The 26,121-nt window shown below is 73.1% G+C and carries 23 protein-coding genes and 1 pseudogene; 16 read left to right on the top strand and 8 right to left on the bottom strand.

Annotation, left to right across the window (positions count from 1 at the left end):
* Positions 1–155 precede the first annotated feature (155 nt).
* Positions 156–872, top strand: a complete 717-nt coding sequence (locus P3T41_RS00720; protein ID WP_280686929.1) for a class I SAM-dependent methyltransferase — start codon at positions 156–158, stop codon at positions 870–872.
* A gap of 28 nt (positions 873–900) precedes the next feature.
* Here P3T41_RS00720 and P3T41_RS00715 read toward each other — a convergent pair whose 3' ends face one another.
* Positions 901–1,101, bottom strand: a complete 201-nt coding sequence (locus P3T41_RS00715; protein WP_280686928.1) for a hypothetical protein — start codon at positions 1,099–1,101, stop codon at positions 901–903.
* A 115-nt stretch (positions 1,102–1,216) separates the two neighbouring features.
* On the opposite strand from P3T41_RS00715, the pseudogene cobU reads away from it, so the two are divergent.
* The 6 genes and pseudogenes from cobU to sucB all read left to right on the top strand — a co-directional run.
* Positions 1,217–1,786 (top strand): annotated as a pseudogene (gene cobU, locus P3T41_RS00710) (bifunctional adenosylcobinamide kinase/adenosylcobinamide-phosphate guanylyltransferase); the annotation flags it as partial.
* Positions 1,787–1,811: 25 nt separating this feature from the next.
* Entirely contained in the window at positions 1,812–2,927 is a 1,116-nt protein-coding gene (locus P3T41_RS00705) for a nicotinate-nucleotide--dimethylbenzimidazole phosphoribosyltransferase (protein WP_280686927.1), read from the top strand.
* A gap of 67 nt (positions 2,928–2,994) precedes the next feature.
* Positions 2,995–3,768, top strand: coding sequence for an adenosylcobinamide-GDP ribazoletransferase (locus P3T41_RS00700; protein WP_280686926.1), 774 nt, complete (start codon positions 2,995–2,997; stop codon positions 3,766–3,768).
* A gap of 266 nt (positions 3,769–4,034) precedes the next feature.
* Positions 4,035–5,528, top strand: a complete 1,494-nt coding sequence (locus tag P3T41_RS00695) for a leucyl aminopeptidase (protein WP_280686925.1) — start codon at positions 4,035–4,037, stop codon at positions 5,526–5,528.
* 477 nt (positions 5,529–6,005) lie between these two features.
* Complete coding sequence (gene lpdA / locus P3T41_RS00690) at positions 6,006–7,394, top strand: dihydrolipoyl dehydrogenase (protein WP_280686924.1); 1,389 nt, start codon at positions 6,006–6,008, stop codon at positions 7,392–7,394.
* A gap of 74 nt (positions 7,395–7,468) precedes the next feature.
* On the top strand, positions 7,469–9,247 hold the full coding sequence (gene sucB / locus P3T41_RS00685) for a 2-oxoglutarate dehydrogenase, E2 component, dihydrolipoamide succinyltransferase (RefSeq protein WP_280686923.1): 1,779 nt from the start codon (positions 7,469–7,471) through the stop codon (positions 9,245–9,247).
* A gap of 83 nt (positions 9,248–9,330) precedes the next feature.
* Here sucB and P3T41_RS00680 read toward each other — a convergent pair whose 3' ends face one another.
* Entirely contained in the window at positions 9,331–9,714 is a 384-nt protein-coding gene (locus P3T41_RS00680) for a PIN domain-containing protein (RefSeq protein WP_280686922.1), read from the bottom strand.
* A gap of 17 nt (positions 9,715–9,731) precedes the next feature.
* The gene (locus tag P3T41_RS00675; protein WP_280686921.1) at positions 9,732–10,034 is read right to left on the bottom strand and encodes a hypothetical protein; all 303 of its coding nucleotides are present in this window, start codon (positions 10,032–10,034) and stop codon (positions 9,732–9,734) included.
* A gap of 152 nt (positions 10,035–10,186) precedes the next feature.
* Here P3T41_RS00675 and P3T41_RS00670 point away from each other — a divergent pair, with 152 nt between their 5' ends.
* Positions 10,187–10,702: a DUF4240 domain-containing protein gene (locus P3T41_RS00670; RefSeq protein WP_280686920.1), complete on the top strand. Its 516-nt coding sequence runs from the start codon at positions 10,187–10,189 to the stop codon at positions 10,700–10,702.
* Between the two features lie 4 nt (positions 10,703–10,706).
* Here P3T41_RS00670 and P3T41_RS00665 read toward each other — a convergent pair whose 3' ends face one another.
* Positions 10,707–11,564 (bottom strand): acyl-CoA thioester hydrolase/BAAT C-terminal domain-containing protein, encoded by an 858-nt coding sequence (locus P3T41_RS00665; RefSeq protein WP_280686919.1) that lies wholly within the window; start codon positions 11,562–11,564, stop codon positions 10,707–10,709.
* 14 nt (positions 11,565–11,578) lie between these two features.
* Entirely contained in the window at positions 11,579–12,934 is a 1,356-nt protein-coding gene (locus tag P3T41_RS00660) for a DUF2510 domain-containing protein (protein ID WP_280686918.1), read from the bottom strand.
* A 172-nt stretch (positions 12,935–13,106) separates the two neighbouring features.
* Between P3T41_RS00660 and P3T41_RS00655 the strand changes: the two genes are divergently transcribed.
* Both P3T41_RS00655 and P3T41_RS00650 read left to right on the top strand, forming a co-directional pair.
* Complete coding sequence (locus P3T41_RS00655; RefSeq protein WP_280686917.1) at positions 13,107–14,012, top strand: TIGR01777 family oxidoreductase; 906 nt, start codon at positions 13,107–13,109, stop codon at positions 14,010–14,012.
* A 218-nt stretch (positions 14,013–14,230) separates the two neighbouring features.
* Entirely contained in the window at positions 14,231–15,562 is a 1,332-nt protein-coding gene (locus P3T41_RS00650; protein ID WP_280686916.1) for an NAD(P)/FAD-dependent oxidoreductase, read from the top strand.
* Positions 15,563–15,619: 57 nt separating this feature from the next.
* On the opposite strand, the gene P3T41_RS00645 is transcribed toward P3T41_RS00650, so the two are convergent.
* Positions 15,620–17,533 carry a regulator gene (locus P3T41_RS00645; protein WP_280686915.1) on the bottom strand — a complete coding sequence of 638 codons (1,914 nt, stop codon included), beginning with the start codon at positions 17,531–17,533 and terminating at the stop codon, positions 15,620–15,622.
* 327 nt (positions 17,534–17,860) lie between these two features.
* Here P3T41_RS00645 and lipB point away from each other — a divergent pair, with 327 nt between their 5' ends.
* From lipB to P3T41_RS00630, 3 genes are all read left to right on the top strand, one after another.
* Entirely contained in the window at positions 17,861–18,631 is a 771-nt protein-coding gene (gene lipB, locus P3T41_RS00640; protein WP_280687305.1) for a lipoyl(octanoyl) transferase LipB, read from the top strand.
* A 189-nt stretch (positions 18,632–18,820) separates the two neighbouring features.
* The gene (locus tag P3T41_RS00635) at positions 18,821–19,774 is read left to right on the top strand and encodes a lipoyl synthase (RefSeq protein WP_280686914.1); all 954 of its coding nucleotides are present in this window, start codon (positions 18,821–18,823) and stop codon (positions 19,772–19,774) included.
* Between the two features lie 400 nt (positions 19,775–20,174).
* Positions 20,175–20,864 (top strand): DUF4191 domain-containing protein, encoded by a 690-nt coding sequence (locus P3T41_RS00630; protein WP_280686913.1) that lies wholly within the window; start codon positions 20,175–20,177, stop codon positions 20,862–20,864.
* A 95-nt stretch (positions 20,865–20,959) separates the two neighbouring features.
* Here the strand turns inward: P3T41_RS00630 and P3T41_RS00625 are convergent, their stop codons facing one another.
* Positions 20,960–21,427 (bottom strand): RDD family protein, encoded by a 468-nt coding sequence (locus P3T41_RS00625; protein WP_280686912.1) that lies wholly within the window; start codon positions 21,425–21,427, stop codon positions 20,960–20,962.
* A gap of 308 nt (positions 21,428–21,735) precedes the next feature.
* On the opposite strand from P3T41_RS00625, the gene glnA reads away from it, so the two are divergent.
* Both glnA and P3T41_RS00615 read left to right on the top strand, forming a co-directional pair.
* A complete protein-coding gene (gene glnA / locus P3T41_RS00620; protein WP_280686911.1) occupies positions 21,736–23,151 on the top strand; it encodes a type I glutamate--ammonia ligase in 1,416 nt (471 codons plus the stop codon).
* A gap of 174 nt (positions 23,152–23,325) precedes the next feature.
* Positions 23,326–23,520, top strand: coding sequence for a hypothetical protein (locus tag P3T41_RS00615; protein WP_280686910.1), 195 nt, complete (start codon positions 23,326–23,328; stop codon positions 23,518–23,520).
* Positions 23,521–23,718: 198 nt separating this feature from the next.
* Here P3T41_RS00615 and P3T41_RS00610 read toward each other — a convergent pair whose 3' ends face one another.
* Complete coding sequence (locus P3T41_RS00610) at positions 23,719–24,891, bottom strand: acyl-CoA dehydrogenase family protein (RefSeq protein ID WP_280686909.1); 1,173 nt, start codon at positions 24,889–24,891, stop codon at positions 23,719–23,721.
* A 255-nt stretch (positions 24,892–25,146) separates the two neighbouring features.
* Between P3T41_RS00610 and P3T41_RS00605 the strand changes: the two genes are divergently transcribed.
* Positions 25,147–26,103 (top strand): 2-oxoglutarate and iron-dependent oxygenase domain-containing protein, encoded by a 957-nt coding sequence (locus P3T41_RS00605; protein WP_280686908.1) that lies wholly within the window; start codon positions 25,147–25,149, stop codon positions 26,101–26,103.
* Positions 26,104–26,121 lie beyond the last annotated feature (18 nt).

The following is a 26,121-nucleotide window of genomic DNA, read 5'->3' as shown; positions in this document are numbered from 1 at the left end:
AGGGCACCACGTACCAAAGCTCCACGTACCAGGGCGTCGCCCCCTACGGCTACGGCCAGCACCACGGGCTGCCCGCCCGCAGCGGCTCCTTCGCCGGCGGCGCCGGGGCCTGGCTGGAGCGGCAGGGCGGCCTGCACAACCTGGTCCGCCAGGAGATGGTGGCCCGCCAGCTCGCCGAACAGCTGGCCGCGCACTTCGGCGCGCGCGCCCAACAGACGTCGCTGCGGGTGCTGGACGTCGGCTGCGGCCAGGGCACCCAGGCGCTGCGGCTGGCCCGGGCCGGACACCTGGTCACCGGCCTCGACTCCGACCCGGTCACCCTCGGGGCCGCCCAGGCGATGCTCGCCGCCGAGCCGCCCGAGGTGCGCGAGCGGGTCCGGCTGCTGAGCGGCGACGGGCACCACTGCGGACGCTGGTTCGGGCCCGGCAGCTTCGACGTGGTGCTCTGCCACGGCGTGCTGATGTACCTGCCCGACCCCGACCCGCTGATCGCCTCGCTCGCCCGGATGGTGGCTCCCGGCGGGCTGCTCTCGCTGCTGGCCCGCAACCGGGACGCGCTGGCCATGCGGTTCGGACTGACCGGCGACTGGCGGGCCGCGCTGCAGGCCTTCGACTCCGACCACTACGCCAACCGCCTGGGCCTGACCGCCCGGGCCGACCGGCTGGCCGACCTGGCCACCACGCTGCGCGAGGTCGCCGTGCCGCTGCGGCACTGGTACGGCGTGCGGGTCTTCACCGACGGCATGCCGGACCACGCCGCGCCGGTGGACGGCCGCCAGCTCGGTCAGCTGCTGGAGGCCGAGGACCGGGCCGGACGGGTGGACCCGTACCGTCAGGTCGCCGCGCTGATCCACCTGGTCGGCGCCAAGTAGCCCACGCGGCAGACGATCTGACGCCGGTTCAGGCCGCGCGCAGGCTCATCGGGTAGATCTCCGCGTCGTCCTCCAGCAGGACCACCCGTTCGACACCGTCCTCCAGCAGGCGCTTCCACTCCTCGCCGATCCACGACTCGGCGTCGCCCTGGCTGGTGAACTCCTCGGCCCCGTCCTGCGGGGTGAGGACCGAACCGTCCGCCGCCTCGTACCGCCACGTCCAGACCATGCCCGGCTCCCTTCCTGCTGCTCCTGGGTTCTGCTGCGCGCAGGCTACCGCGCAGGGATCAGGCTGCCCGCCGCACCACCGCTCAACCCCGTGCGCCAGGATGACCCGCATGACTCGTACCTTGATCCTCGGCGGCGCCCGGTCGGGCAAGTCCACCCGGGCCGAGTGGCTGTTGCGCGAGCACACCGACGTGCTCTACGCGGCCACCGGCGGCCGGCGGGCCGACGACCCGGACTGGGCGCAGCGGGTCGCCCTGCACCAGGGGCGGCGGCCGGCGAGCTGGCGGACCGCCGAGACCGTGGACCTGGAGCCGATCCTGGCCGCCACCGACGATCCGGCCCCGGTGCTGATCGACTGCCTGGGCATGTGGCTGACCACCGTGATGGACCAGGCGGACGCCTGGGACGACGCGGCCTGGGAGCGACGGGCGGCCGGCTCGGTGGAGCGGCGGTGCGCCGAACTGGCCGAGGCGGTACGGGTGACGCGGCGCCAGGTGGTGGCGGTCAGCAACGAGGTGGGGCTGGGCGTGGTCCCCGCCACGGCGGCCGGGCGGCGGTTCCGGGACACTCTGGGCCGGCTGAACATGGCGGTCGCCGAGGCCTGTGACGAGGTACTGCTGGTGGTGGCGGGGCAGCCGCTGACCATCAAGGGCCCGACCGCCGGCGGCACACCCCGGACAGCCTGAGGCTCGGTTGGTAAGGTTCCGCACGATGGACACCACCGTGGATCTCGATTCCTTCGCCTCGCTCGTCGAGCGCCCCGACGACGCCGCCCGCCGCGCGGCCGAGGAGCGCCGGCTGGAGCTGAACACGCCGCGCGGCGGGCTCGGGCAGCTGGAGGAGCTGGGCAACTGGCTCGCCTCGGTCCAGGGCGGCACCGAGGTACGGGCGTTGAGTGCCCCCAAGGTGCTGCTCTTCGCCGGCGACCACGGCATCGCCTCGCTGGGCATCTCGGCACTGGCCGCCGACGGCGGCACCGCCCGGCGGGTGCACGCGGTGCTCGACGGCAGTGCGCCGGTGGCCCGGCTGGCCGGCCGGTTCGGCGCCGGGCTGCGGGTGGTGGACCTCGCGGTGGACGCGCCGCTCGAGGAGTTCGACCCCGAGGTGAGCGAGTACCGGATCCGGCGCGGCTCCGGGCGGATCGACCTGGAGGACGCGGTGACCGCCGAGGAGGCCACCAGGGCCTTCGCCGTCGGCATGGCGATCGCCGACCAGGAAGCCGAACTCGGCACCGACCTGGTGCTGCTCGGCGACCTGGGCGTCGGCTCGACCACGGTGGCCGCGGTGCTGATCGGCGCGCTCTGCGGCACCGACGCGGCCGCGGTCTGCGGGCGCGGCTCGGGGATCGACGACAAGGTCTGGATGGTCAAGTGCGCGGCGATCCGGGACTCGCTGCGGCGGGCCCGGCCGGTGCTGGGCGACCAGTTGGCGCTGCTCGCGGCCACCGGCGGCGCCGACTTCGCGGCGATCACCGGGTTCCTGCTGCAGGCCGCGGTGCGCAAGCTGCCGGTGGTGCTGGACGGTGTGGTCTCGGCGGCCTGCGCGTTGATGGCGCAGCGGATCTCGTTCCGGGCCCCGGAGTGGTGGCGGGCCGCGCTGCTGACCGGCGAGCCCGCGTTGGCCAAGGCCTACGACCGGCTCACCCTGACCCCCCTGCACGACGAGCGGATCACCATGGGCGAGGGCGTCGGCGCGCTGATGGCGCTGCCGCTGCTGCAGGCGGCCTCCGACCTGCTGGCCGAGCAGCCCTTCACGCCGGCCGCTCCCGCCGCACCGCGCCCGCCGGCCAGGTTGCCCTCGGCCGCCGAACTGCTGGGCCGGCTCTGATGGACCGGCGCTGAGCAGCACCGCTGAGCCGAGCGGCACCGGGCCAGAGCTGACGGATCGTCAACCGATGGACCGTCAACTACGGCTGCCTGGGCTGCGGTTCGCCTTCGGCACGCTCTCGGTGCTGCGGGTGCGGGTGACCCGCTGGGACCGGGTGGCGGGCGGCCGGGCGATGGCGGTCGCGCCGCTGGTCGGGCTGGTGCTGGGCGCATCGGCGGCCGGGCTCGGCGCGTTGGCCTGCTGGCGCGGCGGCCCACTGCTCGGCGCGGTGGCCGCGGTAGCCGCGTCGGCCGCGCTGACCCGCGGACTCCACCTGGACGGACTGGCGGACGTCGCCGACGGACTGGGCAGCGGCAAGCCCGCCGAGGACGCGCTGCGGATCATGAAGCAGTCCGACATCGGCCCCTTCGGCGTGCTGACCCTGCTGCTCGTGCTGCTCGCCCAGATCGCCTGCCTGACCGGCCAGTTCGCACACTCCGAGTGGCGCGGCGCGCTCGCGGTGCTGACCGCCGCGGTGGCCGGACGGTGCGCGCTCGCCTGGGGCTGCCTGCGCCCGGTGCCCGCCGCGCGGCCCGGCGGCCTCGGGGCGATGGTCGCCGCGAGCGTGGCGGTACCGACCGCTCTGGCCGGCACCCTGCTGAGCGCCCTCGCGCTCGCCCTGCTCGGCCTGCACCCGCGCTACGCAGTAGCCCTGACGCTGAGTCAACTCGCCGCCGCCGCACTGCTGCTGCGCTGCCTGCGCCGGTTCGGCGGGGTCACCGGGGACGTGCTCGGCGCGCTGGTCGAGACGGCGGCACTGGCCGCGCTGCTGGTGCTCGCCCTGGGACCCTGGCCAACCTGACGCCAGCTGTGACGCCAGTCGCGACACCGACCGCGACCTCAAGCGCGGCATAACGCCCCGTAACGGCCTTGCCGCGAACCGCGCATGGCCGGCGCGGCACCGGGCCGATGCCGCAACCGGAGGGCCGCCCGGGAGCGGCGGCATCCCACTATGCGGACTACCATGCGGTGAGCACCGTAGCCCTGCGCCGTCACGGCGGAGCATGCTGGGGCTGATGCCATACGGCAGATCCGGCCGTGGACCGCGAAAGAACAGGACGCAAATACGTGACTGCATTGTCTGTGAGCACCTCCTCCGCCGCCGCGCTGCGCGCGGATGCCTTGGTGATCGGTGTCGCGAAGGGGCCCAAGGGCCTGGTGGTGGCCTCCGGCGCGGAGGCGCTGGTCGAGGCGTTCGAGGGCAAGCTGGCCGACGTCCTCACCACTCTGGGCGCCACCGGCGGTGAGGGCGAGGCCGTCAAGCTGCCGGCCCCCGCCGGGCTCAAGGCCGGCTTCGTGCTGGCCGTCGGCCTCGGTGAGGTCGCCGAGGGCGGCTACTCGACCGAGACGCTGCGCCGCGCGGCGGGCGTCGCCGCCCGCACCCTGGCCGGGACGAAGAAGGCCGGCCTGGCGCTGCCCGCCGAGTCGGCCGAGGAGATCGAGGCGGTCGCGCTGGGCGGCCTGCTCGGCTCCTACGACTTCACCGTCTACCGCACCACCGAGGGCGGCAAGGAGCCGGTCGGCGAGCTGATCGTGCTGACCGGGCGCAAGGGCAGCAAGGACGCGAAGGCCGCCGTCGAGCGCGCCACCGTGCTCGGCGAGGAGATGAACCGGTCCCGCGACCTGATCAACACCCCGCCGAACGACCTGAACCCCAAGTCCTTCGCGACCATCGCGCAGGGCGTGGGCAAGGACCTGGGCCTCAAGGTCGAGGTGTGGGACGAGAAGGCGCTGGCCAAGGGCGGCTTCGGCGGCATCCTGGGCGTCGGCAACGGCTCGGACAACAAGCCGCGGCTGGTCAAGATCGCCTACACCCACCCCAAGGCCAAGGCCACCCTCGCCTTCATCGGCAAGGGCATCACCTACGACTCGGGCGGCATCTCGCTCAAGCCGGCCGGCCACAACGAGACCATGAAGTGCGACATGTCCGGCGCCGCCGCCGTCTTCGCCGCCGTGGTCGCCGCCAAGCGCCTGGGCCTGGCCGTCAACGTCACCGGCTGGCTGGCGCTGGCCGAGAACATGCCCTCCGGCTCCGCCACCCGCCCCGGCGACGTGCTGCGGATGTACGGCGGCAAGACGGTCGAGGTGCTCAACACCGACGCCGAGGGCCGCCTGGTGCTGGCCGACGCGATCGTCCGGGCCGGCGAGGAGAAGCCGGACGCGATCGTCGACGTGGCCACCCTGACCGGCGCGATGATCATGGCGCTGGGCAACCGCACCTTCGGCGTGATGTCCAACTCGGACGCCTTCCGGGACCGGCTGCACGGCGTCGCGGGCCGCGCGGGCGAGCAGTCCTGGCCGATGCCGCTGCCGGCCGAGCTGCGCAAGGGCATGGACTCCCCGGTGGCCGACCTGGCCAACATGGGCGAGCGGATGGGTGGCGGCCTGACGGCCGGCATCTTCCTCAAGGAGTTCGTGGCCGACGGCATCGACTGGGCGCACCTGGACATCGCCGGTCCGGCCTACCACGAGAGCGCGCCGTACGGCTACATCCCCAAGGGCGGCACCGGCAGCGCGGTGCGCACCCTGGTGAAGCTCGCGGAGGAGACCGCGCAGGGCTGATGCCCTGAGCAGTTCCCGAAGCGGTCCGCCGAGCGGCGGGGCCCGGTGTCCGAGACACCGGGCCCCGCCGTTTTTTCCGCTCGGCCGCGAGATTCTCCGCTCATTTCCCGGGAGCTACTCATTGGTAGCTCCCGATCCCGCATTCACCTGCGTGTTCGCCCGCACGTCCGTCCACTTGTTCGCCTCCGGCGAAACTTTGTTCCACCAAGCGGAATCCCTCCCGCCGGCGATCGCCGCCCGGGCCGCGGCCGGCGCTGTCAAGACCGGGTTGACCTGCGCAGACAGGCCTACCGACGGGTGTCGACCACCCTGCGGAGGCGGCCTGGGACCCCCTGCGGGGTGGGCCCGGACACCAGCCGCCGTGAACAAGTGCGAAGATGTATTTCCGGCACGACTGGGCGCCCCACAAGGGCTTCCCGCATACCGGACCAGCACCGGCCCGGACGGATCCACACCCCATGGCATGGAGGACGTGACGTGGCGAACGACGCCAGCACCGTTTTCGACGTAGTCATTCTCGGAGGCGGAAGCGGCGGCTACGCCGCGGCGCTCCGCGCCGCTCAGCTGGGCCTGAGCGTGGCCCTGATCGAGAAGGGCGAGCTGGGCGGCACCTGCCTGCACCGGGGCTGCATCCCCACCAAGGCGCTGCTGCACGCCGCCGAGATCGCCGACGAGACCAAGGAAGCCGCCGAGTTCGGCGTGCTGGCGACCTTCCAGGGCATCGACATCAACGGCGTCCACAAGTACAAGGACGACGTGGTCGCCGGCCTGTACAAGGGTCTGCAGGGCCTGGTCGCCTCCCGCAAGGTGCACTTCATCCAGGGTGAGGGCCGGCTCTCCTCGCCGACCTCGGTGGACGTCAACGGCCAGCGGGTCGAGGGTCGCCACATCGTGCTCGCCACCGGCTCCGTGCCGAAGTCGCTGCCGGGCCTGACCATCGACGGCAACCGGGTCATCTCCTCCGACCACGCCCTCAAGCTCGACCGCATCCCGCAGTCCGCCGTCATCCTCGGCGGCGGCGTGATCGGCGTCGAGTTCGCCTCGGTCTGGAAGTCCTTCGGCGTCGACGTCACCATCGTCGAGGCCCTGCCGCACCTGGTTCCGCTGGAGGACGAGAACTCCTCCAAGCTGCTGGAGCGGGCCTTCCGCAAGCGTGGCATCAAGTTCGAGCTCAAGGCCCGCTTCTCGGGCGTCGAGTACACGGAGACCGGTGTCCGGGTCTCCACCGAGAACGGCAAGCAGATCGACGCCGACCTGCTGCTGGTCGCGATCGGCCGCGGCCCGGTCTCGCAGGGCCTGGGCTACGAGGAGGCCGGGGTCGCGATGGACCGCGGCTACGTGCTGGTCGACGAGTACATGCGCACCAACGTGCCCACCATCTCCGCCGTCGGCGACCTCGCCCCGACCCTGCAGCTGGCCCACGTCGGCTTCGCCGAGGGCATCCTGGTGGCAGAGCGGCTGGCCGGCCTGCGGGCCGTGCCGATCGACTACGACGGCGTGCCGCGCGTCACCTACTCCAACCCCGAGGTCGCCTCGGTCGGCATCTCCGAGGCCAAGGCCGTGGAGCTGTACGGCAAGGAGAAGGTCGTCACGGTCAAGTACAACCTGGCCGGCAACGGCAAGAGCAAGATCCTCAAGACCGCCGGCGAGATCAAGCTCGTCCAGGTCAAGGACGGCGCCGTGGTGGGTGTCCACATGGTCGGCGCCCGGATGGGTGAGCAGGTCGGCGAGGCTCAGCTCATCTACAACTGGGAGGCGCTGCCCGCCGAGGTCGCGCAGCTCATCCACGCCCACCCGACCCAGTCCGAGGCGCTCGGCGAGGCGCACCTGGCGCTGGCCGGCAAGCCGCTGCACGCGCACGACTGATCGCTCCCGCCCCGCCTTGTTCTTCCTTTCCCTGAACTTCCTGAACGCAAGACTTGATAGGAGTCGCTGAAACCATGGCGGTCTCAGTAACGCTGCCCGCGCTGGGCGAGAGCGTGTCCGAAGGTACTGTCACCCGTTGGCTCAAGGCCGAGGGCGAGCGAGTGGAGGTCGACGAGCCGCTGCTCGAGGTCTCGACCGACAAGGTCGACACCGAGATCCCCGCGCCGGCCTCCGGCATCCTCGCGTCGATCAAGGTCGCCGAGGACGAGACGGTCGAGGTGGGCGCCGAGCTGGCGATCATCGACGACGGCTCGGGCGCCCCGGTCGCGGCCGCCGCTCCGGCTGCCGCCGCGCCGGCCCCGGTCGCCGCTCCGGCCGCCCCGGCCCCGGTCGTCGAGGCTCCGGCCCCCGTCGCCGCTGCCCCCGCCGCGCCGGCTCCCGTGGCCGCCCCGGCTGCTCCGGCCGCCGACGCGACCCCGGTGCTGCTGCCCGCGCTGGGCGAGTCGGTCACCGAGGGCACCGTCACTCGCTGGCTCAAGGCCGAGGGTGAGACCGTCGAGGTCGACGAGCCGCTGCTCGAGGTCTCGACCGACAAGGTCGACACCGAGATCCCGTCGCCGGTCGCCGGTGTCGTGGTGAAGATCCTGGTCGGCGAGGACGAGACCGCCGAGGTCGGCGCCCAGCTCGCGCTGATCGGCGCGGCGGGTGCGGCTGTGGCCGCGCCGGCTCCCGTCGCCGCGCCGGCTCCGGTGGCTGTTCCGGTAGCCGCGCCCGCGCCGGCTGCTCCGGTGGCTGCCCCGGTTGCCCCGGCCCCGGTGGCCGCTGCTCCGGCTCCGGTCGCTGTCGCCCCCGCTGCCCCGGCTCCCGTGGCCGCGCCGGCTCCGGTCGCGGCTGCCCCGGTCGCCGCCGCGCCGGTGGCCGACGCCGGTGACGCCTACGTCACCCCGCTGGTGCGCAAGCTCGCCGCCGAGCACGGTGTCGCGCTCTCCGCCGTCACCGGCTCCGGTGTCGGCGGTCGGATCCGCAAGCAGGACGTCATCGCCGCCGCCGAGGCCGCTGCTGCCGCCGCCGCTGCTCCGGTCGCCGCCACCCCGGCCGCCGCGCCGAAGGCCGCTGCCGCCGCGCCGTCCCCGCTGCGCGGCCAGACGGTCAAGATGACCCGGATGCGCAAGGTCATCGGCGACAACATGCTGAAGGCCCTGCACGAGCAGGCTCAGCTGACCAGCGTGGTCGAGGTGGATGTCACCAAGGTCATGAAGCTGCGCGGCAAGGCCAAGGACGCCTTCCTCGCCCGCGAGGGCGTGAAGCTGTCCCCGATGCCGTTCTTCGTCAAGGCCGCCGCCCAGGCGCTGAAGAGCCACCCGTCGATCAACGCCCGGATCAACGAGGCCGAGGGCACCATCACCTACTTCGACACCGAGAACATCGGTATCGCGGTGGACTCCGAGAAGGGTCTGATGACCCCGGTCATCAAGGGAGCGGGCGACCTCAACCTCGCCGGCATCTCCAAGAAGACCGCGGAGCTGGCCAGCAAGGTGCGCGGCAACAAGATCACCCCGGACGAGCTGTCCGGCGCCACCTTCACCATCAGCAACACCGGCTCGCGCGGTGCGCTGTTCGACACCGTCATCGTGCCGCCGAACCAGGTCGCCATCCTGGGCATCGGCGCGACGGTCAAGCGCCCCGTGGTCATCGAGACCGAGGAGGGCACCGTCATCGGCGTCCGCGACATGACCTACCTGTCGCTCTCCTACGACCACCGCCTGGTGGACGGCGCCGACGCCGCCCGCTACCTGGTCGCCGTCAAGGAGATCCTGGAGTCCGGCGAGTTCGAGGTCGAGCTCGGCCTGTAAGGCTGCTGGTCGGATTGACTGTTGAGCCCCGGTCCGCTTCGGCGGGCCGGGGCTCGATCGCGTTCGGGATCGGCGACGGTGGCTCAGACCTGGACGACCGTGACCCGGGGCTCGTCGGCGCAGAAGCGGCGCAGGTCGTCGACATCGCTGGTGAGAACGGCGACGGGGCCGGGTCGATGCAGCGCTGTGGCGGCAACAACGGCGTCGGTGGCGTACTTGTGGCCGTGCAATCCATGCTCCCGAAGCAGATCGGTGGCCCTCAGAGCGATCGCCTCGGTCACCGGCTGGATGGCGAGCCGGGACAGGACGTACGACAACCACTGCCTGGACACTCTGTCGTGGTAAGCCTCCGGAACAGTCATCGCGCTGACCACGACGGCGGTGTTCTTTCTGACCGCCATCGCCAGGTCCGCGAGAGCCGAGGGCTGCCTGCTCAGCAGGCGGGACAGCCCCTCACTGTCCAGCACCCAGGTTCCGGGCATGTCTACCGTCCGAACGCTTCGTGCCACCGGTCCTCGGCCTCTCGCATCAGGTCGTCCGGGATCGGTCCGTTCTCGGCCTCATACGCATCCGCGATCTCGCCGAGCTTCATCATCGCGATCCGGTGCGCTGCGGCCTCCGCCACGAAGCGGCTGAACTCACGCTTACCGACCCTGGCTCGGATGTCGCTGACCAGATCGTCAGGCATGGAGACGCTGACCTTGATGGCATGCCCCACGGGCTCTGTGACTCTCGGCGCGAACTCCTCCGCCTCAACCGATTCGGGCGCTGCGCTGGACTTCACCATGCGTTGTGCTCCCATGCTCCGGACCGTACTACCCCGAGTATCAATCCCCTCCCCCTCTTCCACCAGCTTCACCCCTTCCAGCGAGCGCGCGCCCCTCTCCTACGGCGCGTAGGCATGCATCCGGGCCCTCGAACAGGGATGCTGGAGCGGTGATGTACGAGACGGACTTCTGGCAGATCATCGACGAGACCCGCGACGCCGCCGACGGGGACCCGGACGATCAGGCCGACCTGCTGGTGGAACGGCTCGTGCAACTGACGCCGGATGAGGTGATCGACTTCGCGAGGCTGTTCGAGGCGCGGTTCCAGCGGGCGTACACCCGGGAGCTGTGGGGGGCGGCGCGGCTGCTGCTGGGCGAGGTGTCGGAGGACTCCTTCGACTACTTCCGGTGCTGGCTGATCGCGCAGGGGCGGGAGGTGTTCGAGGGGGCGGTGCACCACCCGGACGACCTGGCGGACCTGGTGCCGGACTTCGACGAGGACGAGGACGGCGATGCCGAGGAGTTCGGGTACGCCGCCGACGAGGCGCACGAGCAGCTGACCGGGCTGCCGCTGCCGGACCTGGGCAACAACCAGCCGCGACAGCCGGAGGGCGCGCCGTTCGACGACCGCGACCCGGCCGTGCTGGCGAAACGGTTCCCCAAGTTGTGGGAGATCTACGGGGATTAGGGCCTCAGCCACGCAGCAGGCGGAGGATCTCGGGCCAGGCGCGGGCGCCGAGTTCGGCGTCGGCCTCGGGTGTGCCGCCGTGGCGGTGCAGGGGTGACGGGGGCAGCGGGGTCTCGCCGGGGAGCCGGACGCGGTGGCCGGCCCCGTCGTGGCTGATCAGCGTGGCCTTGCGGGCCCGGGCGGCGAGGGCGCGGGCGTGGTCGAGCGCCGGCCACATCTCGTCGTCGCCCCCGGCCACCAGCAGCACCTCGGCGTCGGTCCGCTCGATCGGGATCGTGGCGAGCCCGGCCGCCTCGGCGAAGGTGCGGCGGCTGCGCTGGTAGTGCGAGCGGAAGGCGACCGGGGCGCCCTCGGGCTCGGCCCGCTGCCAGGTGTCGTCGTACGGGACGAACGGGAGCGGGACGCCCTGCCAGGACCAGCTCGAACGGTAGGGCGCGGTCACGCCGTCCGCGCCCGGACCGACGTTGGCCCAGACCAGGTCCGTGGGCGCGAGCGCGACCACGGCGTCCACCCGGGGATCGCGCAGCGCCAGCAGCAGCGCGGCCTCGGCGCCCTTGGAGGTGCCGAGCACGCCGATCCGCTCGGCGCCGTCGGCGCGCAGCCGGTCGATCGCGCGGGCGAAGGTCTCCAACGGGATCTCGCAGATGCCGGCCGGCTGCCCCGGGCCGCCGAACCAGCGGATCGACAGCGCCATCAGGCCGGCGCGGGCCAGCAGGCGGCAGCGGTCCGTCTCGATCCGGCCGCTGGAGCCGGCCAGCACCAGGACGCCGGCCCTGCTGCCCGCTGCGGGAGCGCAGCGCACGCCCTCGACCGGGTCGGCCAGCTGCTGTTCGACGATCTCGACGGACTCGACGGACTGCATGCGGGTCCTCCGGATCAGGTCGCGTTGCGCGGCAGGGCGGCGGACGAGGTCGTGGGGGCGGCCGACGGGGTGGCGGGGCCGCCGGGCGGCAGGTCGGCGGCGCGGATGCCGGCGGCGATCTGGTCCAGCACGGCGGGCGCCGGGGCCTGCGGGTCGTCGTCCACCGAGCCGACCAGGGTGGTGAACCCGCCGCCGGGGGCCGGCAGCGCGATCAGCAGCAGGAAGCCGGGGCCGGCCTGTTGCGGCACCACGTGCCAGCGGACGGCGAACCCGGTGAGGCCCGCCACGCTGATCGGGCCGCTGGTCAGCTCCTGGTGCGTGCCGAGCGGGCCGAAGAGCTGGGGGGCGTAGCCGGCCATGGTCTGGCGGGCCACCGTCTCGGCGTCGGGGCCGGGCGCCGGGTTGCTGTCGATCGTGAAGTTGCCGCGTACGCAGCCGCCGGGGGTGGCGCACTGGTAGGGACCGGTGACCAGCAGGGCGGCGGTCGAGGCGTCGTGGTCGGCGGAATCCCAGCCGGCGAGGAGCGGGACGCTCCAGTTGTGCACGGCGTCCTGGACACTGCCGCCGTCCGGCGAGAGCGGGGACTTGCTCTGCGGCGCCGAACCCGGGGAGGAGCCGGAGCCGGCGGACGAGCCCGGGGCCGGGGCCGCGGAGGAGCCCGGGGCCGGGGCGGCGGAGCCGGTCGGGGCGCCCGCACCGGGCAGCGGCTGCGGCTGGGGCAGGCCGGGAGCGGCGACCCCGGGCCGGCCGGCGGTCTGCGTCGATCCCCTGACCAGCGAGATGGACACCCCGGCCACGACCACGATCAGCGCGAGCGCACCCGTCAACAGGCCGAGGACCAGCCCGGTGCGCTTGACCGGCGCGGACGCGGCGGGCGGCACGGGTGGTGCCGACGGGTACGGGAGCGGGCCGGCCGTGGGGTAGGCGGGCGGCGGGTAGGCGTGGGGCGAGAGCGGGGGCGCCTGCGGCACCGGCCCCGCGGGGGGCACGGGCACGGGCATGGGCACGGGCGGCGGCGGGGTCATCGGTGGCGGCGCGAGCGCGGCCGCCGGGATGCCGTAGCCGACCGGGGACTCGGGCTCGGGGATGGCCGGGTGACCGTACGCCGGTGAGGCGTCGGAGAGCGACATGGCGGGCTCCGACGGCCCGGCTGCGACCAGCCGTCCGAACGGCGGCGGGACGCTGGGCGGCGCGGACGGCTGCGGCGCGGGCGCCTGCGCGACGGCACCGAGCGTGGCGGCAACAGCCGCTGCCAGCGGGCGGCTCCTGGCGGTCCAGCCGGAGCCGTCCCAGAAGCGCTCGTGCGCGCCTTCGGTGCCCGGGGCGGGCTCCGGGTCGGGGTACCAGCCGGGAGGAGTGGAGTTGCTCACCGCCGTACCGTATCGGGCCCGATGAGGGTACGTCAGCGGTGCCCTGACCAGCCCGGCATCCCGGCCGGGCAGCTCGAGCACGTCCGAGCCCGGCGCCGCACCCGGCCTCCCCCGCCTGGCGTCCTGGCGGGTTGGGCACCACCGTGGCTGCCCCGCCTGCCAGGATGACCGCATGCGTATCGCTGTCACCGGTTCCTCGGGCCTGATCGGCTCCGCCCTCGTCCGCTCCCTGCTGGCCGACGGCCACCAGGTGGTCCGGCTGGTCCGGCACCGTAGCGCGCTCGGTCCACGCCCGGACGGCTCGGTGGCGATCGGCTGGAACCCCGAGCGCGGCGAGGTCGACCGGGCCGGTCTGGACGGGGTGCACGCGGTGGTGCACCTGGCGGGTGCCGGGGTCGCCGACCACCGGTGGACACCGGCGTACAAGCAGGCGATCCACGACAGCCGGGTGCTCGGCACCCGGACCCTGGCCGCGGTGCTGCCGACGCTGGACGCACCGCCCGGCGTGCTGGTCAGCGCCTCGGCGGTGGGCTACTACGGGCAGACCGGGGCCCGGGTGATCGACGAGACGGCGCCGGCCGGCGACGACTTCCTGGCCGAGGTCTGCGTGGCGTGGGAGGGCGCGGCCCGCCCGGCCGCCGAGGCCGGGGTCCGGGTGGTGCACCCGCGCACCGGGCTGGTGCTGACCGCGGCGGGCGGGGCGGGCGCCCGGCTGTTCCCGCTGTTCAAGCTGGGACTGGGCGGGCGACTCGGCTCGGGTGAGCAGTACTGGAGCTTCATCTCGCTGACGGACCAGATCGCCGCGCTGCGCTTCCTGGTCGAGAACCCCGAGCTGAACGGCCCGGTCAACCTCAGCGCGCCCGAGCCGGTCACCAACGCCGAGCTGACGGCGGCGCTCGGGCGGGTGCTGCGCCGGCCCACGCGGTTCCCGGTGCCGCGGTTCGCGCTGAAGCTGGCGCTGGGCGAGATGGCGGTGGAGGTGGTGGGCAGCCACCGGGTGGTGCCGGCGAAGCTGCTGGCGGCCGGGTTCGACTTCACCCACCCGGGGGTGGACGCGGCGGTGCGCGCCGCGCTCTGAGCCACCCGGGGAGCAAGCGCCCAGGGGCGCACGCGACGGCGCACGGCGCGCATGCGTGCCCCCTGGGCGTGCCACCGGCGCGGTGCGGCGCCCACCGATTCGAGCGAATGCCCTTGCCTGATCAAGCTACTGACGGGGCATCACCCGTTCGAACCGTCCCGGCACGCTCCGCAGCCGGCCGCCGGCCGGAGCTCCGGGACCAGGGAGGGAGCTCGCCCGTGACCCCACACGACATCACCCGCCGCAGCCGCGCCGACGACCCCGACGTGGTCGTGGTCGGCGCGGGGCTGGCCGGCCTGGCCGCCGCCCGGTCGCTGACCTCCGCCGGACTGCAGGTCCAGGTACTGGAGGCGACCGAGCGGATCGGCGGCCGGATGGCCGGTCAGCAGCTGGACGGCTACCGGCTGGACCACGGCGGTCAACTGCTCAACACCGGTTTCCCCGAGCTGGTCCGCCGGCTCGACCTGGACGGCCTGGCGCTGTGTCGACTGGCCCCCGGGGTACTGGTGCACAGCGGCGGCCGCCGCTACCGGGTCGGCGATCCGCAGCTGCCGACCGCCCGGCAGGCCGCCACCCGTTCGCCGCTCGGCAGCCCGCTGGAGAAGGCCCGCCTCGGCGCCAGCCTGAGCCGGCTGGCGGCCACCCCGGTGCCCAGACTGCTGGCCCGTCCCGAGACCAGCACCGCCCGCGCGCTGGCCGAGCGCGCACTGCCCGCCAAGGTGGTGGACGGCTTCCTGCGTCCATTGCTCACCGCCCTGCTGAGCGATCCGGCACTCGGCACCAGCAGCCGGATCGCCGATCTGGTGCTGCGCGGCTACGCGCGCGGCCGGCTCGCACTGCCCGCCGCCGGCACCGCCGCGGTGCCCGGCCAGTTGGCCGACTCGCTACCGCCGGGCACGGTGCGGCTCGGCGTGCGGGTGACCGCGATCGGCGCGGACGCGGTGTGGACCGCGGAGCACGGCCGCCTCGGCGCCCGCGCGGTGGTGCTGGCCACCGACGCCCGGTCGGCGGTCGAGCTGCTGCCGGGCCTGCGGCTACCCGACTTCCACCCGGTGACGACGTACTTCCACACCACCGCCGGCACGCCGCTGAACGAGGCGGTGCTGCTGCTCGACGCCGACCGGGACCAGGGTCCGGCGCCGGTCTCGCACTCGCTGATCCTCAGTCAGGTGCACGAGTCCTACGCCCCGGCGGACCGCTCGCTGGTGGCCACCACGGTGCTCGGTCGGCGCGCCTTCGGCTCCGGCGGGCCCGCCGCCCTGGAGCCCGCGGTGCGCGAGCGGCTGGGGCGGCTGTACGGGGTGGCAGCGCGCGAATGGGAGTTCCTGAGCGTGCGTCACCTGCCGGACGCGGTACCGGCGATGCCGCCGCCGCACAACTTCCGCCGCCCGGTGCGGGTGCTGGCCGGACTCTACGTCTGCGGGGACCACCGGGACACCAGCAGCGCGCAGGGGGCGCTGGTCTCGGGACGCCGGGCGGCCGAGGCGGTACTGCGCGACCTGGGCGTGCCCCGCACGGCGGAGCTCGACCAGCCGCGCGCTGCGGCCTGACGGACGGCCGGGGGCGGGGCGCCGATTCCCGCCCCCGGCCACGCTGCGGGCAACCGCTCAGAGCACCCCCGCCTGCCGCGCCGCCTCCTCGAAGGCGCGGGCCGCCGCGCTGCTCCGGTACGGGGCGAGCCGGCGGTGGAAGTCGCGCAGGTACTCCACCGTGCGGGCCGAGCGCATCTCGCCCGCCGCGCGCAGCGCCTCGGTGGCCAGCGCGCAGGACTCGTCCACGTCGCCCATGCCGAGCCGGGCGGCGGCCAGCACGATCCGGCAGAAGACCCGGCTGCGCGCGTAGGCGGCGCCGCGCAGCCGCAGCGACTTCTCGGCGTGCTGGGCGGCCGGGCGCCACTGCTGCAGGTCGCGGTAGCAGTGGGCGAACTCGTCGGCCAGCTGCGCCTCGTCGAAGAACCGGGCCCAGGAGGGCAGTTCGTCACCGCTGCGGGCCAGCGCGAGCGCGCGTTCGGAGCGGACCAGCGCCGTGGTGCAGGAGCGGACGTCGCCGAGCACCCCGTGCCCGCGCGCCTCGGCGGCGTGCATCAGCGACTGGACGGTGGCGGGCGCCGCCGTGCCGACGCCCTGCTGGGCCACCCTGGCCAGCTGGACCGCCTCCCGGCCGTGGCCGAGGTGGACCGCCTGCTGGCTCATGGTGATCAGCACGTAGCCGCCGAGCACCCGGTCGCCCGCCGCCTGGGAGAGCCGCAGCGCCTGGACGAAGTAGCGCTGCGCCAGGCCGTGCGCGGCGATGTCGAAGGAGGTCCAGCCGGCCAGCCTGGTGAGGTCGGCGACCGCCGCGAAGAGCGCCCGGCCGATCTGCTCGCCGTAGCGGCCGCGCAGCATCGGCTCGGCCTCGCTCTCCAGGTAGCGCACCAGGGCCTGCCGGGCGTGGCCGCCGCCGTAGGCGTTGTCCAGCGCCCGGAACAGGTCGCCGACCGCCCGGACGGCGGCGATGTCGCCGCGCCCGACCCGCAGGCCGGCCCGGCTCCCCCGGGCGCTCGGGTCGGCGGTGGGGCCGCTCTGCGCGGGCAGCGTCGCGGTTCTGGTCCCGGAGACCAGCGGCCGGCGGGCCTGCGAGGGCACCCGCCCGGCCGCCGTGCCGCGGCCACCGGGGCCGGCGCCGGCCCGGGGCGGCTGGTCGCCGTGCTCCGCCGTCGGGTCGAGCCGGGCGAGCGGTCCGTCCGGCCCCGAGACGTAGATCCCGGCCGAGCCGTCCCGGGCCACCTGCTCGTCGCTGCGCCCGATCAGCCAGTCGCGGCTGGGCACCACCAGGCCGGCCGGGGTGAAGGCGATCCGGCGCAGCTCGGACTGCGGGCCGGTGTCCTTGCGCCACATGCTGGCGACGATGTCCACGGCCTCCTGCGGGGTCTCGGCGAACTCCAGGCCCGCGTAGACCGGGGCGCAGGCGTCCAGCCCGATGTCCTGGGCGGAGAGCCGGCGGCCGAGCCGGCGGGTGAAGACCTCGGCGATCAGCGCCGGGGTGGCGCCGCGCGGCTGCTGACCACGTAGCCAGCGGGTCACCGAGGTCTTGTCGTAGCGCAGGTCGAGCCCGTGCTCCAGGCCGAGCTGGTCGACCCGGCGGGCCAGGCCGGCGTGCGAGAAGCCGGCCTCCTCGATCAGCGCGGCGAGCAGCGGATTCTGCGCGCGGCTCGCCTCGGTGCGGGCGGCGCCGTCCTCGTCCGTGCCGAGGTCCGCGCCGAGCGGCAGGCCGCCCGGGGCGCGGTCGTGCTCCTCGGCGGCGGTCTCGCCGTCGCCCGGGCCGTGGTGGAGCCGGTCGGTGCCGGGGTGGAGCTCGTCGACACCGTGGTGGAGGTCGTCGGGGGCGTGCACCCGGCGTTCCAGCAGCGGTGTGTCGTCGTGGCGTTGCCCGGGCAGGGCGGCCGTACCTGGACGGTCCGGCTCGCCATGGCGTTCGTGCGGGTCCAGTGGGTCGAGCGGACCGTAGGCCGGACTGTCGTCGGTTGCAGGCCGTTGGGGCATGTCAGTCAACACCTCTCGAACGCCGCGGTCCGGCCCCCCGGTGCCTTGCGCGACGCCCCTGTCGGGAATCGGCGTGAATGTAGCGAGCATTCGGGCGCTATGGGCGGATCTGCGCGGGCAGTCCTCCGAACGGGTGACGGACGGGCGCCCGTTCTGAGGAAGGTGCGGCGCTCGGGGTTTGAAGCGCGCGTACCCTTTGCGCCCCCGTCCGCCAGGGGCCGACGCGGGCGGCTTCGGACGGGTGAGCGAGCGGGCGTACAGTGGCGAGGTTGGTCGCGAACACCTGGGCAAGGAGCAGCGGTGAGCGAGAACGTGCGATTCGTCCGGATGCGGATAGGCGAAGGCGCGGTGCCGTACCAGGAGGCCTGGGAGGAGCAGCAGCGGCTGCACGCGCTGCGGCTCGCCGACGAGATCCCCGACACCGTGCTGCTGCTGGAGCACCCGCCGGTCTTCACCGCCGGCAAGCGGACCAAGCCCGAGGACCTGCCGCTGGACGACACCCCGGTGGTGCAGGTCAACCGGGGCGGCGAGGGCACCTGGCACGGTCCGGGCCAGCTGGTCGGCTACCCGATCGTCAAGCTGCCGGAGCCGATGGACGTGGTCGCCTACGTCCGCCGCCTGGAGGAGGCGCTGATCCGGGCCTGCGCCGACCTCGGCGTGGCGACCAGCCGGGTCGAGGGCCGCAGCGGGGTCTGGGTGCTGGGCCAGGAGCTGCCGGACGCCGTGCCCGACCCGGCCAAGGTGATCGACATCGGCAGGCTGACCCTGCGACTCGGCCTGCCGCTCGGCATCGACCCGCGGCTGGCCGGCCCCGAGTACGCGCCGTCCAACGCCGGACAGCGCGGCGACGACCGCAAGCTCGCCGCGATCGGGGTGCGGGTGGCGCGCGGCGTGACCATGCACGGGTTCGCGCTCAACTGCAACCCGGACATGACCTGGTTCGACCGGATCATCCCCTGCGGGATCCGGGACGCCGGGGTCGGCTCGCTCTCCAGCGAGCTGGGCCGGGACGTCCCGGTCGCCGAACTGGCGCCGGTGGTGGAACGGCGGCTGGCGGAGGTCCTCGCCGAGCTGCCCGAGCCCGCGCTGGCCCACTGAGCACGCCCTGACCACGCCGCCGGCCCGCTGAACCGCTGACCGCGAGCTGGTGGTCACCCGGGGATCAGCCCCCGGGAATCAGGCGGCGCCGGCCACTGTTGCCCTGCGAATGCGGGGCGTGAGCCCGGCGCAGACCGTACAAGCACAGGCGTACCCTGGGGGTACCCCGTCTACATCTAGGAGCTGCACGTGTCCGCTGTCGCGCCCGACGGCAGGAAGCTTCTCCGCCTGGAGGTCCGCAACAGCGAGACCCCCATCGAGCGGAAGCCCGAGTGGATCAAGACCCGGGCGAAGATGGGCCCGGAGTACAACGCCCTCCAGTCGCTGGTGAAGAAGGAGGGGCTGCACACGGTCTGCCAGGAGGCCGGCTGCCCCAACATCTTCGAGTGCTGGGAGGACCGCGAGGCCACCTTCCTGATCGGTGGGGACCAGTGCACCCGGCGCTGCGACTTCTGCCAGATCGACACCGGCAAGCCCGCCGACTTCGACCGTGACGAGCCGCGCCGGGTCGCCGAGTCCATCGTCACCATGGACCTCAACTACGCGACCATCACCGGCGTGGCCCGCGACGACCTCGAGGACGGCGGCTCCTGGCTGTACGCCGAGACGGTCCGCCAGGTGCACGCACTGACCGCGGACCGCGCGGCCGGGCGCACCGGCGTCGAGCTGCTGATCCCGGACTTCAACGCGGTTCCCGAGCAGCTGGCCGAGGTCTTCTCCTCGCGTCCCGAGGTGCTCGCGCACAACGTCGAGACGGTGCCGCGGATCTTCAAGCGGATCCGCCCGGCGTTCCGCTACGAGCGTTCGCTGGACGTCATCACCCAGGCCAGGGCGGCCGGCCTGGTCACCAAGTCCAACCTGATCCTGGGCATGGGCGAGACCCGCGAGGAGGTCAGCCAGGCGCTGGCCGACCTGGTCGGCGCGGGCTGCGAGCTGATCACCATCACCCAGTACCTGCGTCCCTCGCTGCGCCACCACCCGGTCGAGCGCTGGGTCAAGCCGCACGAGTTCGTGGAGCTGCAGCAGGAGGCCGAGGAGCTCGGCTTCGCCGGCGTGATGTCCGGGCCGCTGGTCCGCTCCTCCTACCGCGCCGGCCGGCTCTACCGGCAGGCGCTGGAGCACCGCGAGCGGACCGCGGTCTGACGGTCGTGCGTGCGGTGGGGCCCGGAGGAACCTCCGGGCCCCACCGGCGTTTCACCGGGGTTTGACCCGCGGGTCACGGGGGCTTAACAACGGCGGCCGAGACTGGACGCAGGCTCGGCGAGGGGAGTGGCCGCGATGCGTACCACGATCGGCACGGCGATCAGGCTGGCGGAGAGCGTGCTGCTGGCGGGCGGTCGACGCCAGGCGCAGTTGAACGCCTGGTCGGCGGTCTGCGAGAACCGCCGCCATGCGGCCGACCGCGCGGCGGCCCGGGCCGGCCTGCCCGCGCACCGTCCGACGCGCCCCCTTCGCTCACCTGGGGTAACGATTTCCCGCACGGTTGCGCCGAATCGGGACCGTGCTTCGTGTTCCGATGTCCCCGCCACGTAGCATGGCCTTCATGGCGAGGGAAACATCCGAAACTCCCGGGCGGCTCAAGCAGATCCGCCAGGCGTACATCATGACCCAGAAGGTCGACACCAAGATCGGCCTGATCATCGGGGGCGTCGGCCTCCTCACCTTCGGCGTGTTCCTCGCCATCGGTTTCCTGATCGGTCACCCCATCATCGTGGGGATCCTTGGCTTCATCCTGGGCTTCCTGGCCGCGGCGATCGTCTTCGGCCGCCGGGCCGAGCGGGCCGCGTTCGGCCAGATGGAGGGCCAGCCGGGCGCCGCCGCGGCCGTGCTGAACAACATCAAGCGCGGCTGGAGCGCCAACCCGACCCCGGTCGCGGTCACCCGCAACCAGGACGCGGTCTACCGCGCGGTCGGCCGCCCCGGCATCGCGCTGATCGGTGAGGGCAACCCGAACCGGGTGCGCCCGCTGCTCGCCGCCGAGAAGAAGAAGATGGCGCGCGTGGTCGCCGACGTGCCGGTGCACGACATCATGGTCGGCGACGGGCCGGGCGAGGTGCCGCTGAAGAAGCTGCAGATCCACCTGATGCGGCTGCCGCGCGCGATCACGCCCGCCCAGGTCACCGAGACCAACGACCGCCTGCGCGCGCTGGGCGACCTGCTCTCCAAGGCACCGATCCCCAAGGGCCCGATGCCCAAGGGCGCCCGGATGCCCAAGGGCGGCCAGGCTCGCTGAGCCGCCGCGCCACCGGCACCCATACGCAAAGAGGCCCCGCCGACCGGCGGGGCCTCTCCACATTTCAAGAACCTCACATGTCAAGAACCTCGGGGTCAGATCCGCACCTCGACCGTCGCGACCGCCTTGTCGTGCAGGCCGCGGGTGTCCCGGTCCCAGACCGCGGCGGGCACCACCAGGCAGAGCAGCACGGTGCGCAGCAGCACCTGCGGGATGGTCGCCCGCCCGCCGTCCAGCCGCACCACCCGCAGGCCGAAGAGCCGCTTGCCGATCGTGGTGCCGGTGGTGGCGAGCAGCAGCGCGCTCATCGCGAAGAAGACCGGCAGGCTGAGCAGGTTGGCCTTGGCGGGGTCACCGTGGGCGAGCAGGCCGAAGGCGATCAGGCTGGCGATCCAGCCGTCCGCGAAGAGCGCGCCGATCCGCCGGCCGGGGCCGGCCACCGCGCCGGAACCCTGCTGCGGGCGACCGAGCCGCTCACCGCGGTAGCCGAAGTCGGCACCCATCCGCTCGGCGGCGGCCTTCGGGCCTTCCAGCCACGATCCCATTGCTTCTCTGCTGTCCACGAACCCACAGTAGCCGGGCATACCGGAGCGGCCGGCGTCGACTCCCCCTGCGGGTGAATCCGCGTGGCGCGGCCCCTTCCAGTGGTTCAGACCAATTGCGGAGAACGGCGCTGCCCCCGGCACGTTTTGCCCCCACCCGGGTGACTTTGCCGCCCATTCGGGCTCGCCGGTTAACATGGGCGAAACGATCGGGTCATAGCCAGGAAACGGCCTGTTCCTAAGGTGGCCCGCACCGTGGCCGGTTGGGACGACTGGTCCGTGCAGGTCTGATCCCGGCCCTCGTCGCGGTCGGGCAGAGGAGGACATCGATGTTCAAGAATGCGGATGAGGTCAAGGCCTACATCGCGGAGAACGACATCAAGTTCGTGGATGTGCGGTTCTGCGACCTGCCGGGCGTCATGCAGCACTTCGCGGTTCCGGCGGCCACCTTCGACCCCGCCGAGACCCTGATGTTCGACGGTTCGTCGATCCGCGGGTTCCAGGCGATCCACGAGTCGGACATGGCACTGGTCCCGGACCTGGCGACCGCGCGGCTCGATCCGTTCCGCAAGGAGAAGCACCTCAACATCAACTTCTTCATCCAGGACCCGATCACGGGCGAGGCCTACAGCCGCGACCCGCGCAACGTGGCCAAGAAGGCCGAGGCCTACCTGGCCTCCTCCGGCATCGCCGACAGCGCCTTCTTCGGTCCCGAGGCCGAGTTCTACGTGTTCGACGAGGCCCGGTTCGAGACCACCGCGAACGCCTCCTACTACCACATCGACTCCGAGGCCGGCGCCTGGAACAGCGGCCGGATCGAGGAGGGCGGCAACCGCGGCTACAAGGTCAAGTACAAGGGCGGCTACTTCCCGACCCCGCCGGTCGACCACTTCGCCGACCTGCGCGCCGAGATGTCGCTGGAGCTGGCCGCCTCCGGCCTTCAGGTCGAGCGCCAGCACCACGAGGTCGGCACCGCCGGCCAGGCCGAGATCAACTACCGCTTCAACACCCTGCTGCACGCGGCCGACGACCTGATGCTGTTCAAGTACATCATCAAGAACGTCGCCTGGCGGAACGGCAAGACGGCCACCTTCATGCCGAAGCCGATCTTCGGTGACAACGGCTCGGGCATGCACGTGCACCAGTCGCTCTGGGCCGACGGCGCCCCGCTCTTCTACGACGAGCAGGGCTACGCCGGGCTCTCCGACACCGCCCGCTACTACATCGGCGGCCTGCTCAAGCACGCCCCCTCGCTGCTGGCCTTCACCAACCCCACGGTGAACTCCTACCACCGCCTGGTCCCCGGCTTCGAGGCCCCGGTCAACCTGGTCTACTCGCAGCGCAACCGCTCGGCCGCGATCCGGATCCCGATCACCGGCTCCAACGCCAAGGCCAAGCGCATCGAGTTCCGGGCGCCCGACCCGTCCTCCAACCCCTACCTCGCCTTCTCCGCGATGCTGATGGCGGGCCTGGACGGCGTCAAGAACAAGGTCGAGCCGATCCAGCCGGTCGACAAGGACCTCTACGAGCTCGCCCCCGACGAGCACGCGGGCGTACCCCAGGTCCCGGCCTCCCTCCCCGCCGTGCTGCAGGCCCTCGAGGAGGACCACGAGTACCTGCTCGCCGGCGGCGTCTTCACCCCGGACCTGATCGAGACCTGGATCGACTACAAGCGGACCAACGAGATCGCCCCGATCGCGCTGCGGCCGCACCCGCACGAGTTCGAGCTGTACTACGACCTGTAGTAGGTGCTCTGACCTGCGGAAACGCAGTTCGATCTCTTGTCGTTTCCGCAGGTCAGCACGTCTCTGACCTGCGGAAACGCAGTGCGGCTGACGCGCGTCGAAGGCTCTGGGACGCGCGATGTGAAATGAGAGTGAACTGAGTTCGCTCTCAGCACGCCGGCTTCCTACGCTGTCGTGAACGACACCGGGAACAACGCCGAGACCTTCACCGAAGGGGGAGTCCAGGCGGCGAACCACTTCGACCACGTGACCTGCGCCTGCCCCGTCCCCACGGGCTCCGACCTTCATCAGCAGACCTTCGCCCTCCCGCACGGCAAGTACAGCAGCACCCAAGCGGACAACTACACGGAAGGTCCCGCAGCGAAATGACCCGGAGCGCAGCACCGTCCCTCCGCTGAGCTCGGCTCACACCGGTAAGTGGTGCGGCGTCACGGAGGCGACGCCGCACCACTTACCGACCCGAACCAGATCCCCCCGGTCGCAACCTGACCGCCCGCCACCCGGGCGGCGTGGCCATCCCCCTGGCCCGGCCGGCGAGGTGGATCCGCTGATTCGGATCTTGTCGGGTCAGCGGTCCGGGTACGGATCCGGCACCGGTCCTGACGACCGGTCCGCACCCAGCTCGTGTTCGCCGATCCGGGACAGCAGGACGTCGTTGGGCGCTCCGATGATCGGCAGTGCCAGCGCGTCGCGGTAGTGGCGTCCCAGGGCGTGGTCGGCTGCGGCGTAGCCGGCCCCGCCGCACAGCGCGGCTGCCTCCCGCAGCACGTCCAGCAGGGTTGTGGTGCAGAACACCTTGGCCACCGCGGAGGTCATCGGCGGGTTCGGCGCTCCAGGAGGCGTTCCGTCCTCGGGCGGCCGCGGGTCGAGCAGGGCGCGCCAGACCGTCCGCATCACCGCGACCTTGGCCGCCAACTCGCCCGTCCGCAGGCGGATGGCGCCCTGGACGTCGGCCGGCCGGTGAGTCAGGCCGTCGCGCACGAAGCGCACGGCGTGTTCGAGGACGGCGTCGGCCGAGCCCACGGCCCGGGCGGTGTAGCTGGTCACGTCGTGGGCGAGCAGCGAGGCGGTCAGGTCGTGGCCCCAGCCGCCGAGCACGTCCTCCTCGGGATCGAACTCGTAGTCGTGGAAGGTGATTTCGGCGAGCGAGACGCCGAGCAGGCCGGGCCTGGGCAGCTCGGGTCCGACGGTAACCCCGGGCCGGGCGGGGTCCACGAGGACGCCCATGGTGGCGTTGTCGCCGCGGGCGATCGCCAGTACCCGGTCGGCGTTGCGCGCGTTGGTCACCCAGCTCTTGCGTCCGTTGAGCACGGCGGCCCGGCCGCGCCGGGTGGCGCGGGTGCGCAGCTGGGAGGGGTGGCCGATGCCCTGTTCGTGGTAGGCGCGGGCGAAGACGCTCTCGCCGCGGGCCATCGCGTCGAGCCAGCGCTCGCGCTGCCGTGGGGTGCCGTGCTGCGTCACCTGCCGGCACAGCTTGAGGTGGGTGCCGACCAGAGCGGCCAACGGCTGCCAGCCGCGGCCCAGTTCGTATCCGATGAGGGCGAGGTCGCGCCGGCTCCAGTCACCTCCGCCGTACTGGGTCGGCACGGCCGCCCCGAAGGCGCCCAGTTGGGCCAGTTGTCGCACCAGGGGCAGGGGGTAGCGGTCCTCCGGGTGGGCGGCCAGGTAGGGGCCGATCTCCTGCCGGGCGAACTGCGCGATCCGGTCCAGGCCCGTGTCGTCCATGCGTCGCGTGCTCACTTCCGCTCCGGGGCCGCGCGGCGCGGTGCCGGCACGGCCGGGGGTCCGCCCGGACAGCGACCCCGAGTTCGGCCCCCATGGTGGCGGCGGAGCCGGCCGAGGAGGTGTCCGCCGGGCCAATGATCACTCGTGCAGGTGAGTTTCGGCTGTCGGATGCCGGGGCGAGGTGGGAGCGCCGGTTAGATGGACCGCGACGAGCCGGGTGCGACCCGGGAACGTCAGCGGCGCCGGACCACTGCGAGCACGAGGACGAACATGACCCCCACCGCCCGAACCGCCGCCGAAGGTACCGACCTGCTGATCGACCTGGAGCGCTGGCGCACCGGCGAGCCGCACGATCGCGACCAGGTGGCCCGTCAGCTGGACGCCGTCTTCGGTTCGTACGGCTTCTGCCTGGTCACCGGGCACCAGGTCCCGGCCGAGCTGCTCAGGGAACTCCGGGCGCTCGCCAGGGAGTTCTTCGCACTTCCCGAGTCGGTCAAGGCCGGCTACCGCGCCGAGAGGGGCGGCAGCGGTTGGAGCACCGACTACCCGAACGCCCAAGGGGGCCCGGCCGACCTGAGAGAGACGTTCAGCTTCCGGGACGGCGGTGCCACCGGCTCGGCGGTCCTCGACGAGCGCCGCGTGCAGCGCTGGCCCTCGCAGGTGCCCCGGCTCGCGGAGCTGGCGGATGAGTACCTGCGGTCGATGCGCGCGCTCAGCGACGAACTGCTGACGCTGTGCGCCCACGCACTCGGCGCGCCCGCCGATCACTTCACCGCGCTGCGGTGCGACCCCACCCATGTCGGCGCGTTCAAGTGGTACCCGTCGTTGCGCCGTCTGGGAACGACTACGCCGGGCGGGTACCGGCACGCCCCGCACACCGACCTCGGCGCGCTGACCGTCCTGGACCGCGAGCACGGGCTGGGCGGCCTGCAGCTCCACAGCGCCGAGGGCGGCTGGGTCGACGCTCCGTTCGTCCCCGGGACCTTGGCCGTCAACGTCGGCCAACTTCTCGCCCGGTGGACCGGGGACCGCTGGCCGGCGTGCCTGCACCGGGTCGCCCCGCCGCCCGCCACGGCCCCCGAGGAGGACCTGCTCTCGCTGCTCTACGCCAGCGGGGCCGACCAGGACGCCGTCATCGAGGCGTTCGCGCCGCCCGTCGGCCGCACCGACTACCCGCCGGTCCGCTGGAGCGAGTACCTGCGCAGCCATTTCGCCGCCGCCCGTTAGCGGTTGCGGGGAGGGCCC

The sequence above is a fragment of the Kitasatospora sp. GAS204B genome (assembly GCF_029892155.1).
Classification (GTDB): domain Bacteria; phylum Actinomycetota; class Actinomycetes; order Streptomycetales; family Streptomycetaceae; genus Kitasatospora.
The sequence above is the reverse complement of the archived record's forward strand: the minus strand, read 5'-3'. Positions and strand labels throughout refer to the sequence as shown.